The sequence below is a fragment of the Ruegeria sp. P10 genome (assembly GCF_056534925.1).
The window spans coordinates 182,848-195,611 of the sequence record NZ_JBQERJ010000004.1 but is presented as its reverse complement, the minus strand read 5'-3'; the positions used below and the strand labels follow the sequence as shown (position 1 = coordinate 195,611).

At 59.2% G+C, this 12,764-nt stretch carries 13 protein-coding genes; 5 read left to right on the top strand and 8 right to left on the bottom strand.

Features of this window, described 5'->3' with window-relative positions; all coding sequences use genetic code 11:
* Positions 1–88: 88 nt before the first annotated feature.
* The 5 genes from ACR0FB_RS08850 to rpiA form a co-directional block, all read right to left on the bottom strand.
* Complete coding sequence (locus ACR0FB_RS08850; RefSeq protein WP_171633344.1) at positions 89–283, bottom strand: DUF2065 domain-containing protein; 195 nt, start codon at positions 281–283, stop codon at positions 89–91.
* Positions 283–1,179: a protease modulator HflC gene (gene hflC / locus ACR0FB_RS08845; RefSeq protein WP_171633347.1), complete on the bottom strand. Its 897-nt coding sequence runs from the start codon at positions 1,177–1,179 to the stop codon at positions 283–285. Before hflC ends, ACR0FB_RS08850 begins: the two co-directional genes overlap by 1 nt.
* On the bottom strand, positions 1,179–2,321 hold the full coding sequence (hflK, locus tag ACR0FB_RS08840) for an FtsH protease activity modulator HflK (RefSeq protein WP_171633351.1): 1,143 nt from the start codon (positions 2,319–2,321) through the stop codon (positions 1,179–1,181). Before hflK ends, hflC begins: the two co-directional genes overlap by 1 nt.
* Before the next feature lie 72 nt (positions 2,322–2,393).
* Positions 2,394–3,752, bottom strand: a complete 1,359-nt coding sequence (gene gor / locus ACR0FB_RS08835; RefSeq protein WP_480619098.1) for a glutathione-disulfide reductase — start codon at positions 3,750–3,752, stop codon at positions 2,394–2,396.
* A gap of 126 nt (positions 3,753–3,878) precedes the next feature.
* Positions 3,879–4,667 carry a ribose-5-phosphate isomerase RpiA gene (gene rpiA, locus ACR0FB_RS08830; protein ID WP_171723503.1) on the bottom strand — a complete coding sequence of 263 codons (789 nt, stop codon included), beginning with the start codon at positions 4,665–4,667 and terminating at the stop codon, positions 3,879–3,881.
* Between the two features lie 167 nt (positions 4,668–4,834).
* Between rpiA and ACR0FB_RS08825 the strand changes: the two genes are divergently transcribed.
* From ACR0FB_RS08825 to ACR0FB_RS08810, 4 genes are read left to right on the top strand one after another with little or no spacing between them, the layout of a single operon-like run.
* Entirely contained in the window at positions 4,835–5,536 is a 702-nt protein-coding gene (locus ACR0FB_RS08825) for a glutathione S-transferase family protein (RefSeq protein WP_210092170.1), read from the top strand.
* 1 nt (position 5,537) lies between these two features.
* Complete coding sequence (locus tag ACR0FB_RS08820) at positions 5,538–6,911, top strand: L-serine ammonia-lyase (protein ID WP_171633361.1); 1,374 nt, start codon at positions 5,538–5,540, stop codon at positions 6,909–6,911.
* A 23-nt stretch (positions 6,912–6,934) separates the two neighbouring features.
* Positions 6,935–7,351 (top strand): GFA family protein, encoded by a 417-nt coding sequence (locus ACR0FB_RS08815; RefSeq protein ID WP_171633363.1) that lies wholly within the window; start codon positions 6,935–6,937, stop codon positions 7,349–7,351.
* 45 nt (positions 7,352–7,396) lie between these two features.
* Positions 7,397–8,311 (top strand): DMT family transporter, encoded by a 915-nt coding sequence (locus tag ACR0FB_RS08810; protein WP_171723504.1) that lies wholly within the window; start codon positions 7,397–7,399, stop codon positions 8,309–8,311.
* Here the strand turns inward: ACR0FB_RS08810 and ACR0FB_RS08805 are convergent.
* Positions 8,256–8,867, bottom strand: coding sequence for a thiamine diphosphokinase (locus tag ACR0FB_RS08805; protein ID WP_348539703.1), 612 nt, complete (start codon positions 8,865–8,867; stop codon positions 8,256–8,258). The two genes, ACR0FB_RS08810 and ACR0FB_RS08805, sit on opposite strands and share 56 nt — an antisense overlap.
* A gap of 219 nt (positions 8,868–9,086) precedes the next feature.
* Here ACR0FB_RS08805 and ACR0FB_RS08800 point away from each other — a divergent pair, with 219 nt between their 5' ends.
* Positions 9,087–10,787: a hypothetical protein gene (locus ACR0FB_RS08800; protein WP_480619096.1), complete on the top strand. Its 1,701-nt coding sequence runs from the start codon at positions 9,087–9,089 to the stop codon at positions 10,785–10,787.
* Positions 10,788–11,029: 242 nt separating this feature from the next.
* Here ACR0FB_RS08800 and ACR0FB_RS08795 read toward each other — a convergent pair whose 3' ends face one another.
* The gene (locus tag ACR0FB_RS08795; RefSeq protein WP_171228487.1) at positions 11,030–11,266 is read right to left on the bottom strand and encodes a DUF2842 domain-containing protein; all 237 of its coding nucleotides are present in this window, start codon (positions 11,264–11,266) and stop codon (positions 11,030–11,032) included.
* Positions 11,266–12,561, bottom strand: coding sequence for an adenylosuccinate synthase (locus ACR0FB_RS08790; protein ID WP_171723506.1), 1,296 nt, complete (start codon positions 12,559–12,561; stop codon positions 11,266–11,268). Before ACR0FB_RS08790 ends, ACR0FB_RS08795 begins: the two co-directional genes overlap by 1 nt.
* Between the last annotated feature and the right edge of the window lie 203 nt (positions 12,562–12,764).

Genomic DNA, 12,764 nt, shown 5'->3' with positions numbered 1-12,764 from the left:
CGGCCTTTCTTACAAACCAATGTAGTCAGTTTGACCCCACGAGCAACTCGGGATCGCAACGAAATCACCGGCAAGTGAAACCGCAGCGTCAAAATCCCAGGTGTTGCGCGCCCCAAAGCAGGATCAGCCCGCTGATCACACACAGCAATCCGACCAGGCGCCGGGCTTGCTCTGGCATGTCCCGCAAGGCTTCCAGCATCCGCTCGATAAGCGAAGGGGCCAGCGCATAGGCCAGCCCCTCGACAATCAGTACCAGCCCGAAAGCCAGAAGGATCATACCCATTATTCAGACGCCGCAGCCGCCGGTGCCCGCCGTCCGGTTGGTGAAGCGAGGTAGTTGAAAAACTCGGAATCCGGGCTCAGGATCATTGAGCTATTACCACCTTGCAGCGCATTTTCATACGCGGTCAGCGAACGGTAGAATTCGAAGAACTCCGGGTCTGCACCATACGCTTCTGCAAAGATGGCGTTGCGTTCGGCGTCAGCTTCACCGCGAATGATCTCGGCCTCGCGGTTGGCGTCCGACACCAGTTCCACCACGGTCCGGTCGGCCTGCGCCCGCACGCGCTGCGCGGCTTCGTTACCACGTGCGCGTTCATCGGTGGCTTCACGCTCACGCTCGGCTTTCATCCGGTCAAACGTGGCCTCAAGGTTGGCCTGAGGCAGGTCGGTCGCCTTCAAACGCACGTCGATCACATTCACGCCCAACGCGCGCGCTTCGGCAATCGCGCTGTTGCGGATGCGCAGCATCAGCGCGGCACGGTCTGAACTGAGGATGTCACGCGAGGACACCGAACCCAGTACTTCGCGGGTTTCAGCGCGCAGGATACGATCCAGACGGTCTTCGGCGACCGGAATACCACCCACACCAACGGCCTGGCGGAACTGTTCCAGATCGGAAATCCGATAGCGGGCGAAGGCATCAACCACCAGTCGGCGATCATCCAGAGGCGTAACCTCCAACGGCTGAACGTCGATGGACAGGATCCGGTCGTCATAGCGGACAACTTCCTGTATCAGTGGGATCTTGAACGCCAGACCCGGCTCTTCCTTGACCGCAACAACGCGGCCAAATTGCAGAACCAACGCGCGCTCACGTTCATCCACGATAAAGATCGAGGACAGTACACCAACAATCGCGATGAAAACGATCGGCAGAATAAAGGTCGCTTTACGCATCAGTTGCTCTCCTGTCCGGAATTGCGGCGCAGTTCGTTCAGCGGCAGGTAAGGCACGACGCCCTGCCCCGATCCGGTCGAGTTTTCGTCCAGAATGATCTTGTCCACGTCACCTAGAACCTGCTCCATCCGCTCCAGGTACAGACGTTTGCGGGTCACATCAGGCGCTTTGGAATATTCTTCCAGAACCGCGCTGAAACGGCTCGCCTCACCCATGGCGCTGTTAATCTGCTGTGCGCGGTAGGCTTCGGCTTCTTCCAGTACCTGGGCAGCTTCACCGCGCGCCTCAGCCAAAACCCGGTTGGCGTAGGCGTCGGCGACGTTTTGCAGCCGGTCACGCTCCTGCGCGGCGGCCTGAACATCGCGGAAGGCGGCGATCACGTCCTGCGGCGGGTCGGCTTTGTCAAAGTTCACGCGGATGATGTTTACACCCGAATCGTAGCTGTCCATCGTCGTCTGGATCAGTTCCTGAAGGCGTTCGGCAATGATACCGCGATCCCGGTTCAGGATTGGTGCCAGCTCGCTCTGCGCGATAATCTCGCGCATCGCCGATTCCGACACGGCGCGGATCGTCTGACGCGGATCACGCAGATTGAACAGGAACTTGGCCGGGTCGTTGATGTTCCAGACGACCTGATAGTCGATATCGACCACGTTTTCGTCGCCGGTCAGCATGAGGCCATCGTCGCTGCCCCGGGCGCCGCCCATATCTTCGGTCTGTTCGCGGGTGACCGGAATCACCTCGGCAGTGACAAACGGCCATGGCGCAAAGTTCAGACCCGGATTACCCACGGCCGAAAACTCACCCAGAAACAGCTCAACTGACTGTTCTTCCGGTTTTACAGTATAAAAGCTGGCCAGCCCCCACAAAACGGCAGCTGCCACCAGACCAATCGCAACCGTACCTTTGGTAAAGGCCGGGCCTCCACCGCCCTGACCACCGCTGCCACTACGGCCACCGCCGCCGCGACCGCCCATCAGGACGCGCAGCTGCTCCTGGCCTTTTTTCATCAGCTCATCAATCTCGGGGATCTGCGGGCCTTCGCCTTCGGGGGGCTTGCGCCCGTCACCGTTGTTGCCCCGATTTCCTCCACCTCCGGATGAGCCTCCGCCCCCCCAGGGGCCACCGCTGTTGCCCGCCATTTGTATCAATTCCTTCGTTTAGGCCCGTGTGATCACGGGCACACTTGTAACTTGTGTGCGCGCGCTTGCAAATCAAGCGGAGCGTACAGGTTGCCGCATTGTCACCAGTTCTTCCGCCATAACGGGATGTACTGCAACCGTGCGATCGAATTCTTCCTTTGTCGCGCCCATCTTTACGGCAATTCCGGCCAGCTGGATCATCTCTCCTGCTCCGGGGGCGACAATATGGCAACCCAGTACCTTGCGCGTGGCCTGAGACACGATCAGTTTCATCAGAACCCGTTGCGTGCCACCGGCAAACGCCTTCTGCATCGGTTTGAACGAAGTGGCATACACCTCGATCGGTTCCTGGGCCGAGGCTTCTTCCTCGCTCAGGCCGACTGTGCCGAATTCCGGTTGGGTGAAAATGGCGGTTGGGATCAGCGCGTGATCCACAGGGGTTGGGTTGCCTTTGAAGACGGTTTCCACAAAAGCCATACCCTCGCGGATGGCCACGGGTGTCAGGTTGACCCGGTCGGTCACATCGCCAATGGCATAGATCGACGGAACGGCGGTCTGGCTGTATTCATCCACGACGATCTCGCCCTTGCGCCCACGTTCAACGCCCAGCTCTTCCAGCCCGAGGTTATCGGCATTCGGTGCCCGGCCCGTGGCGTACATGACCACGTCAAAACGATCCTCGGTGCCGTCCGTCGCCTTTACACGTATCTGGTCGCCATCTTTGGCCATTTCCAGCACATTGGTGCCCAGACGGACATCGATGCCGTTCTGGCGCATCTCTTCGCAGATCAGCCCACGCGCTTCTTCATCAAAGCCACGCAGGATCTGCGCACCGCGGTAGAATTGCGTGGTCTTGACACCCAGACCGTTCATGATCCCGGCAAACTCGCTGGCGATATAACCGCCACCAACAATCAGAATGCTTTCGGGCAGCTTGTCCAGATGGAAAATCTCATTCGACGTGATCGCAAGATCCGATCCCGGGAAGTCCGGCACCACCGGTCGACCGCCTGTTGCAATCAAGATGTGTTTGGCGGTTTTTCGGGTGCCATCGGCCAGCTCGACCGTGTGCGCATCCAATAGGCGCGCGCGCTGATCAAAGCTTTCAACGCCGTTGTTTTTCAGGATGCTGCGATAAATCCCTTCCAACCGGTCCAGTTCGGCAACCAGTTTGCCGTGAAACATGCCCCAATCAAACGCGCCGGGCTGAACATCCCAACCATAAGCTTGCGCATCTTCGATCATGCCCGAGTATTCACTGGCAAAGACCATCAGTTTCTTAGGCACGCAGCCCCGGATCACACAGGTGCCGCCATAGCGGTCTTCTTCAGCCAGCGCGACCTTTGCACCGGCTTCACCCGCCGCTACGCGTGCCGCCCGGACCCCGCCCGAGCCTCCGCCGATGACAAAAAGATCATAGTCAAAGCTCATGCCGGGTTCCTTCGTTCAACTTGCAAAATTCCTCTGGATATCTGGGCGCGAAAACCCCGGTGCCAACCCCCGGGCGCGGAATTTTCGATCTTTTGCCGACGCTTGTCCGATTGGCTTGCATAAAACTCAGTCCGTTTGGTCGGAAAACAGGTTTTCACGGGATCCGCTCAGCAGCTGATCCAGTTCCAGGGTGCCCGCGTTGATATCCCGCAGTTCGACCCGCCCGTCGCCGTGGCCGATGATGACCTTGTCACAAATATCGATAAACAGGCCGTTTTCCACCACGCCAGGAACCTGATTGAGGATCAGGGCCATCTGACGGGGATTGCCGATGCGTTTCAGGTGCAGGTCCAGAATGTGATTGCCTTCATCCGTCACGAACGGGGCCGCGCCATTCATACGCAGCGCCGACGAGGTTCCAAGTACATCCATCGCGTCCAGAGCTTCTTCGATCAGTGTTCGCGTGGTTTGCCAGCCAAATGGAACAACCTCGACCGGCAAGGGGAAAGCACCCAGCGTTTCCACCTCTTTCCCGGCATCTGCGATGACAACCATCTGATCGCTGGCCGTGGCAACGATCTTTTCCTGCAAATGCGCGCCGCCGCCGCCCTTGATCAGGTTCAGGTCAGGGTCGAATTCATCCGCGCCGTCGATGGTCATGTCCAGCCACCCGGCCTGATCCAGAGAAATGACTTCGATCCCGACTTCGCGTGCCAGCTGCGCGGTGCGGGTGGACGTGGGAACGCCCTTGATCCGCAGACCTTCGTCCTGCACCCGTTCGCCCAAACGACGGACCAGCCAGGCCGCAGTGGATCCCGTTCCAAGACCCACGCGCATGCCGTCCTCGACCATCTCGGCGGCACGACATGCGGCCACGTATTTTGCGGTGTCGATGGGCGACAGTTCTCCGGTCATGGCAGCTTTCCCAGTTTGGCCTGCCGGAGTTATAGGGAATGCGCCGCGCGACTGCGACCACATTTTGCGGTTCGGCAAGCGTAAAGATGCCTGAAGACTGCGCGTTTCCTATCGGAAACGTCGCAATCATGTCTTACGCCCTCATCTTTGTCATATAGATTGCCCGCATGTTGAACCGATACCGCCTGCACTACGCCCCTGACAACGCCTCGCTGGTGATCCGGCTGGTGCTGGAAGAAATGGGTGTGCCCTATGAAGCTGTGCTGGTCGATCGCCGTCGAAACGAACAGGACAGCGCGGCGTACAGGTCATTGAACCCCAACGGGCTGATCCCGGTGCTTGAAACTCCGCAAGGGCCGATCTTTGAAACGGCGGCAATTCTGCTGTGGCTGTCCGAGCGCCACGGGCAACTGGCCCCGGCGGCAGACGCCCCCGAACGCGCCGAGTTTTTGAAATGGCTGTTCTTTGCGTCCAACACGCTGCACGCCGATCTGCGCATTCTGTTCTATGCCGAGAAATACATCACCCCGCCACAGGCTGATACCCTGCGTGCAGGCATCCGACCCCGTTTAAAGCAGCACCTGCAACTGCTGGACGCGCTGGCAAAACGCGCACCAGCCTGGTTTTGCGCGGAATGCCCGTCGGTTCTGACCTATTATGTCGCCTGCATGATGCGTTGGATGGCCTTGTATCCAGCCGATGCAAATCGCAGTTGGTATGCGCTGTCTGACACCCCGACCCTGCAAACCATCCTGGCACAGCTCGAGACACGCCCTGCCACCCACACGGCCATCGTGGCTGAGGGCCTGGGCCCCGCACCGTACACCTCTCCTATTTACGCCAACCCCTTAGAAGGCTCAGCTACCTGACATGTTCCTCTCTGTCTTCGATATGTTCAAAGTGGGCATCGGCCCGTCCTCCTCGCACACCATGGGCCCCATGGTGGCAGCGGCGCGCTTTCTGGATATGATGCGTGCTTCACCTTTCGAATTTGCGGGTCTGAAGGGCTCGCTGCATGGCTCGCTCGCCTTTACCGGCGTAGGCCATGCGACCGACCGGGCAACCATTCTGGGCCTGGCCGGCTTTGTTCCGGACACCTATGACAACAACAAGGCCGAGGCCGCATTGGCGGATATCGCCAAGACGCACACGGTTACCCCCGACGGCCTGCCGACGCTTCAGTTCGATCCCAAAACAGACCTGATCTTCGACTATGACACCAACCTGCCGGGACACGCCAACGGGATGATCCTGATGGCCACGGACGCGCAGGGGGACGTGATCCTGCGCCAGGTATTCTATTCCATCGGTGGCGGCTTTGTCCTGACCGAAGAAGAACTGGCCGAAGGCAAGGCAACGGATGAGGGCGCACCGGTGCCGTTCCCGTTCAAATCCGCGGCCGAAATGCTTGAGATGGCCAAGTCCAGCGGCAAAACCATCGCCGAGATGAAGCGCGCCAATGAGATCGCGCGCGGCTGCGCCGACAGTTTCGCCAAAGGATGCGCTCGTCTGTGGGACGTCATGAATGCCTGTATCGAACGCGGTTTGAGGACCGACGGCATTCTGCCCGGCGGGCTGAAAGTGCGACGCAGGGCAAAGGGTATCTATGACGCGCTGATCGCCGAACGCGGCATGAACCTGACCGCGCCGCACACGATCAACGACTGGATGAGCGTCTACGCCATGGCGGTCAACGAAGAAAACGCCGCCGGTGGGCAAGTCGTAACGGCACCGACCAACGGGGCAGCGGGCGTTCTTCCTGCGGTGCTGCGCTATTATCTGGACCACGTTCCCGGTGCCTCGGAGAGCCATATCGAAGATTTCCTTCTGACCGCGGCCGCGATTGGCGGGCTGGTCAAATACAATGCGTCCATCTCGGGGGCCGAAGCGGGGTGTCAGGCCGAGGTCGGCAGCGCATCAGCCATGGCCGCGGCGGGGCTCTGCGCCGTGATGGGCGGTACGCCCGAACAGGTTGAAAACGCCGCCGAGATCGCGTTGGAGCATCATCTGGGCATGACCTGCGATCCCGTCGCCGGGCTGGTTCAGGTGCCCTGTATCGAACGCAACGGGCTGGGGGCCATCAAGGCTGTGTCCGCTGCGTCTTTGTCCCTTCGCGGGGATGGAGAGCATTTCGTGCCGCTGGATGCGGTGATCGAGACGATGCGTCAGACCGGCCATGACATGCACGAAAAATACAAGGAAACCTCGCTTGGCGGATTGGCCGTGAACGTGCCAAACTGCTGATATCGCAACAAATGGGGGTCGATATGCGTGGACATTGCCTGTGCGGCAGCATCAAGTACGAGATCGACCCTCCTTCCCTGTCCTGCGTCACCTGTCATTGCGACAGCTGCCGACGCCAATGCGCCGCGCCGATGACAACCTATTTCGCAGTTCGTGACGGTCACTGGCGCTGGATCGGAGAAGAGCCGAAACGCTTCAACTCTTCGCCCGGAGTCGAGCGCAGCTTTTGCCCGGATTGTGGCACGCCAATCTCGTTCCGCTCGGCCAAAATGTCGGATGTGCTGCATCTATACGTCGCCACTTTGGAGACCCCCGAGGCAATGCAGCCCACATTGCACGTGGCTCATGAGGAAAGACTGAGCTGGCTGCATCTGGATGACAACCTGCCCACCTGCACCGGACCGGATTACACAAAGGTTCACCCCCTGCCCGACGCCTGACATTCGACCTTTCCACCGCGCCGCGAAGCAGATAGCGTCGCGCGCATGACTCAGGATCGTCCCGTCTTGGGCATCTTTTTGATGCTCGGTTTTTGCGTGCTTGCACCCTTGGGGGATGCGATGGCAAAGCTGTTGGGCGAAACGACACCGTTGGGTTTGCTGGTTGCAGCCCGGTTCGCGGTGCAAGCGCTGATTCTCATTCCGCTGGTGATGATGACAGGCCGGCCCTGGCGGATGCACGGGCGCATCCTGCGCCTGACAATCATCCGCACGCTGCTGCACATCATCGGCATAACCGCGATGTTCAGTGCGTTGCAGTTCCTGCCCCTGGCTGATGCGGTCGCCATTGCCTTTGTCATGCCGTTCATCATGTTGCTGCTGGGCAGATACGTTCTGGGCGAAGAGGTCGGCGCGCGGCGCCTCGTGGCCTGCATCGTCGGTTTCATCGGCACACTTCTGGTCATCCAGCCCAGCTTTGCCGAGGTGGGCTTACCTGCCCTGCTGCCGTTGATCGTTGCCGTGGTCTTTGCCCTTTTCATGCTGGTCACGCGGCAAATCGCCAAGGAAACTGATCCGATTTCCTTGCAGGCGGTGTCTGGTGTCATGGCCACTGTGGGGCTGGTTCCTGTCCTTGTGATCGGAACATCGCTTGGTATCTGGAACCTGTCAGCCGCCTTGCCCGCCCCCGACATGTTTTGGCTGCTGATCGCTATCGGCATTCTGGGAACTGTCGCGCATCTGCTGATGACATGGTCGCTGCGCTATGCACCTTCGGCCACGCTGGCCCCGATGCAATATCTGGAAATCCCGGTGGCAACCCTGATTGGCTGGGCAATCTTCAGCGACCTGCCTGACGGACTGGCAGCGGTTGGGATCATGATCACCGTCGCCGCCGGTTTGTACGTTATTCTTCGCGAACGGGCCACCGCTCGCTCTGCCCCGACAGAAACACCTGCATGAGCGGATCGAGTGCGGCGCGGGGAACCATCACCAACAGGCCCGGGCCATCCATCTGCAATTCAACCACTGACAGCGCGCGATTAGAGGTGCCCACCCTGTCGTCCGGTTGCAACCGCAGGCCGTCGATGGGCCATTCCAGCCCGGTGCTGCGCCCGGTCACAGGGCGCATTGGAAACAGCGACACCACATCCCCGGGCAAAACCGGCAGCCGGATTTGGCGAGGCGCGTGAAACACCACCTCATGCGCGCCCAGCAGAATGCAGGTCTGTTCCTGACGTCTGACCAGCACGTTCAGAACAGCAAGCTGATGATCAAGCCGTCCGCCCAGAAAACCGGCCCCCAAAACCAGTGGAGCCTGCACATTGCGCAAGGCCTTGTCGAAATCGGTGCTGTCCTGTTCACGAATGGCAAAAAGCCGGTCAGACGGGATTTTGGCTTTTGTTGCTTTGTCCAGCGAATCGAAATCCCCGATGACCGCGTCCGGAATCCGGCCTGATTCTGTCAGAACTGCCGCCCCACCATCCGCCGCTACGACTGAAGTGACGCGGTTCAGCACCAAATTCAGGTCCTCGGAACCAACAAAACCACCCCCAAACAGCCCGATTGGATCGGCAGAGCGTACAATTGGTTCATTTTTCCTAAGATTGGCCATTTTTCCCGGATTTGGACACATTAAGACCACAAAATGATAGGTTCATGCATAAAGTTCAGAGCCTTCGTGTGCTCCCGATTCCGGGTAAGTGGGCTCTCGTAGTTTGTAAAGGACGTGCGTCTGATGGTACAGAATAACAAGGTATTAACCGTTTCATATGGAACCTTCTCCTGCACTTTGGAAGGATTCGACGATTCCTTTGAAACGATGAAAGCCATTGCCGAATATTTCCGCGATCTTGCTGCAGATGATCGTTACTTCGGCTCAGAGCCTCCACAACCAGACGCCGAAATGCTGACCCGTATCGCACGCCGCGACGCATCGCAACGCGTCGAAGCCAGCCAAAACGAATCCGGGCTTCTGCTGCGTGCCGCTCCAAACACCGAAGCCCCGGCACCGGTCGCGTCTGACGCACCGGTCCCGCAAGCGCAAAATGCAGATGCCATGACCACCCCCCCTCCCGAATATACCCAAGCAAGCCCGGGGCGGACCGCGTTCACGGACGCGGAGGCCGTCGACGCCACCACATCTCCGCCGGCCGACAGCATTGCCGCAAAACTGCAACGCATCCGGGCCGTTGTTTCTCATTCGGACGTCCCCCCCACTGCCTATTCCGAAGACGAGGAATCTTCGCTGCTGGCCAACACCACCCCCCCGGTGGACGCCGTGGCCGCCGCGTTCGAAGCAGGCGCTCTCAACGAAGAAGACTTTGCTGAACCTGCCCAGCCCGAGGCTTCGGAAATCGAGGATCTGCAAGCGCTTGGCGCCGAAGACGTACAAGACGACGCGCCGGCAGTATCTGAAAACCAGGCCTTCGAATCCGCCGAGCCGAATATCGAAAGCAATTCCGAACAGCAGGTGCAGCTGACCCCCGACCACCTGCGGGATGAAGATATCAAGGTCGCAACCGACTCCGCGCAGCTTCCTGTTGAGCCCCTGTTCTCGGATCTTGAAGAGGATACCGACGAGGAAATCGACGAGGAGGATGTTCCAAACATCCTCAACGTCGAAGACGTGGCGATCGAATCCGAAGATGAAGCAAGTGACGAGCCGCAAGACGATCAGGCGCAAGGAGTATTGTCGGAAGAGGACGAAATTCAGCTGCTGTCCGAGATTTCCGAAATCGAAAAAGACATGGCAGGCCGTTCTAGCCAAAAACTGACGGATGACGCCGATCCTGATCAGGATATCTCGCGACTGATGGCCAAAACCGGTGAACATATGGAGGATCCGTCCAGCAGCGACGCGCGAGAAACCTATTCGCACCTTCGCACCGCCGTTGCCGCGACCGAGGCCGACCGTGATGACCAACCGGCCCCGAACACCTCGCCTGTTGATGAGTATCGCGTTGATCTTGCGTCAGCGGTCAGCCCGCGCCGCCCCGAAGTAAACGTGACCAGCATACGCCCGGAAGCAGATGCTCCGGCTCCGTTGAAACTGGTTGCCGAGCAGCGCGTGGACGATCAAAGCGAATCCAACGGCCCCGTGATGCCGCGTCGCGTGACCACTCAGGCAGAAGAAACCGAGTCGGAAGAAGGCGGATTTGCGCAATTCGCACAAGATCAGGGTGCACAGTCGCTTCAGGACCTGCTTGAAGCGGCTGCGGCCTACCTGTCTTTCATCGAAGGACAGCAACAATTCTCGCGCCCGCAACTGATGAACAAGGTTCGTTCTTTGAAGCAGGATGAGTTCAATCGCGAAGAAAGCCTGCGTTCCTTCGGACAGCTGCTGCGCGATGGAAAAATCGAAAAAGCCGGCGGCGGCCGTTTTGCGGCCTCTGACCTGATCGGCTTCCGTCCTGATGATGAGCGCGCAGTCGGCTGACTGCCGCGCCAATTGACAAAAAGGGCCGGGTGAACCCCGGCCCTTTTGCTATGGCACGTCCAGAGACAAACGCCCGCTGTTAAACAAGACCCAGCGTTGCCCATTGTACCCGGCCCGACCAGCCGCCTTGGTCCGAGCAATGGCCCGGCTCAATTCAGCAAAGTCACAGAACCTACGTATAATTGCGCGCGTTTACACGCACGGCGTTTGCCCGCTTAATCTTTTGCAGTGCCAAACCCGGCTCAGGATTGATCCGGGTCCTCTTTGCCAACGCCGCGAAAAACGAACTTGAACGGCAGGGCCCAAAGAATGCCAAGAACGATATAGACCAGAAGTTCCACCCATATCGGGGGGCGCTCCAGCCAGTTCAAAACCGTCACCACCGCCACAATGTAAAGTGGCAGGCCGATCACAAGTATAACCAACGACCAGCGCCGGCGCGCTTTGTAGCTCAGGCCTGTTTTCTGCTCTTTGTTCATCAATCTGCAAACGGGTCGGTCACCAGAATGGTGTCGTCCCGCTCCGGGCTGGTGGACAAAAGGGCCACAGGGCATTCGATCAGCTCTTCCACCCGGCGCACATACTTGATTGCGTTGGCGGGCAATTCGGCCCAGCTGCGCGCGCCTTCAGTGGATTCGCTCCAGCCCGGCATTTCTTCATAGATGGGGGTGCACCGTGCCTGTTGATCGGCCGCGGTGGGCAGATAGTCCAGCCGTTGGCCATCCAGCTCATATCCGGTGCAGATTTTAAGCGTTTCAAACCCGTCCAAAACATCCAGCTTTGTCAATGAGATACCGTTCACGCCACTGGTCGCGCAGGTCTGACGGACCAGGCACGCATCAAACCAGCCACAGCGGCGCTTGCGACCTGTCGTTGTTCCGAACTCATGCCCGCGTTCCCCAAGGCGCTGACCATCCGCATCCTCAAGTTCGGTCGGGAATGGGCCTTCGCCGACACGGGTGGTGTAGGCTTTTACAATCCCCAGCACAAAGTCGATCGATCCCGGTCCAATCCCCACCCCTGTCGCGGCCTGGCCTGCGATCACGTTGGACGAGGTCACAAATGGATAGGTGCCGAAATCGATGTCCAACAGCGCGCCTTGCGCCCCTTCGAAAAGGATGCGTTTTCCGGCTTTGCGCTTTTCGTTCAGCACTTTCCACACAGGTGCGGCAAAAGGCAGGATGCTCTGCGCGATCTCTTTCAATTGGGCAATCAGCGCGTCGCGGTCGACCGGTTCGATTCCCAGACCTTTGCGCAGCGGGTCATGGTGCTGCAAAGCACGGTCCACCCGAGCCTCGAGCGTGGCTTCATCCGCCAGATCCGCGACACGAACAGAACGACGCCCGACCTTGTCTTCATAGGCCGGTCCAATCCCACGACCTGTTGTGCCGATCTTGGTCCCCTTGCTGGCCGCCTCTTCACGAGCGCGATCCAATTCACCGTGGATCGGCAGGATCAACGGGGTGTTCTCGGCAATCATCAGCGTATCGGGGGTGATCTCTACACCTTGTGCCTGGATGGTCGCGATTTCCTTGACCAGATGCCAAGGGTCCAACACCACGCCGTTGCCGATGACGCTCAGCTTACCGCCGCGCACGACACCGGACGGCAGAGCGTGCAGCTTGTAAACTTCGCCATCAATCACCAGCGTATGTCCGGCATTATGCCCGCCCTGAAAACGCGCGATCACGTCCGCCCGTTCGCTGAGCCAGTCGACGATCTTGCCTTTTCCTTCGTCACCCCACTGGGCGCCGACAACAACCACGTTGGCCATATCCGGTCCTTTTGCGCTGAGTTATCAAACCCGGCTCATATAGCTGGGCGGAAACGGCAGGGAAACCGATATTTCGCCGCAGATGAAAATCGCGCGAACACGCGATGCCTCCGGTGGGGATATTTATGGCCAGATGAAAAGCGGATCCCTCGCTTCATCTGGCTGAAAATATCCCGGGGGAGCCGCACGGAACGGGCGGCGGG

Coding starts and splice junctions, on each gene's coding strand:
- ACR0FB_RS08815 (WP_171633363.1), top strand. CDS start 6,935: ATGCGTGGACATTGCCTGTGCGGCAGCATCAAGTACGAGATCGACCCT.
- hflK (WP_171633351.1), bottom strand. CDS start 2,321: ATGGCGGGCAACAGCGGTGGCCCCTGGGGGGGCGGAGGCTCATCCGGA.
- ACR0FB_RS08790 (WP_171723506.1), bottom strand. CDS start 12,561: ATGGCCAACGTGGTTGTTGTCGGCGCCCAGTGGGGTGACGAAGGAAAA.
- ACR0FB_RS08795 (WP_171228487.1), bottom strand. CDS start 11,266: ATGAACAAAGAGCAGAAAACAGGCCTGAGCTACAAAGCGCGCCGGCGC.
- ACR0FB_RS08800 (WP_480619096.1), top strand. CDS start 9,087: ATGGTACAGAATAACAAGGTATTAACCGTTTCATATGGAACCTTCTCC.
- rpiA (WP_171723503.1), bottom strand. CDS start 4,667: ATGACCGGAGAACTGTCGCCCATCGACACCGCAAAATACGTGGCCGCA.
- ACR0FB_RS08825 (WP_210092170.1), top strand. CDS start 4,835: ATGTTGAACCGATACCGCCTGCACTACGCCCCTGACAACGCCTCGCTG.
- ACR0FB_RS08810 (WP_171723504.1), top strand. CDS start 7,397: ATGACTCAGGATCGTCCCGTCTTGGGCATCTTTTTGATGCTCGGTTTT.
- ACR0FB_RS08820 (WP_171633361.1), top strand. CDS start 5,538: ATGTTCCTCTCTGTCTTCGATATGTTCAAAGTGGGCATCGGCCCGTCC.
- ACR0FB_RS08850 (WP_171633344.1), bottom strand. CDS start 283: ATGGGTATGATCCTTCTGGCTTTCGGGCTGGTACTGATTGTCGAGGGG.
- hflC (WP_171633347.1), bottom strand. CDS start 1,179: ATGCGTAAAGCGACCTTTATTCTGCCGATCGTTTTCATCGCGATTGTT.
- gor (WP_480619098.1), bottom strand. CDS start 3,752: ATGAGCTTTGACTATGATCTTTTTGTCATCGGCGGAGGCTCGGGCGGG.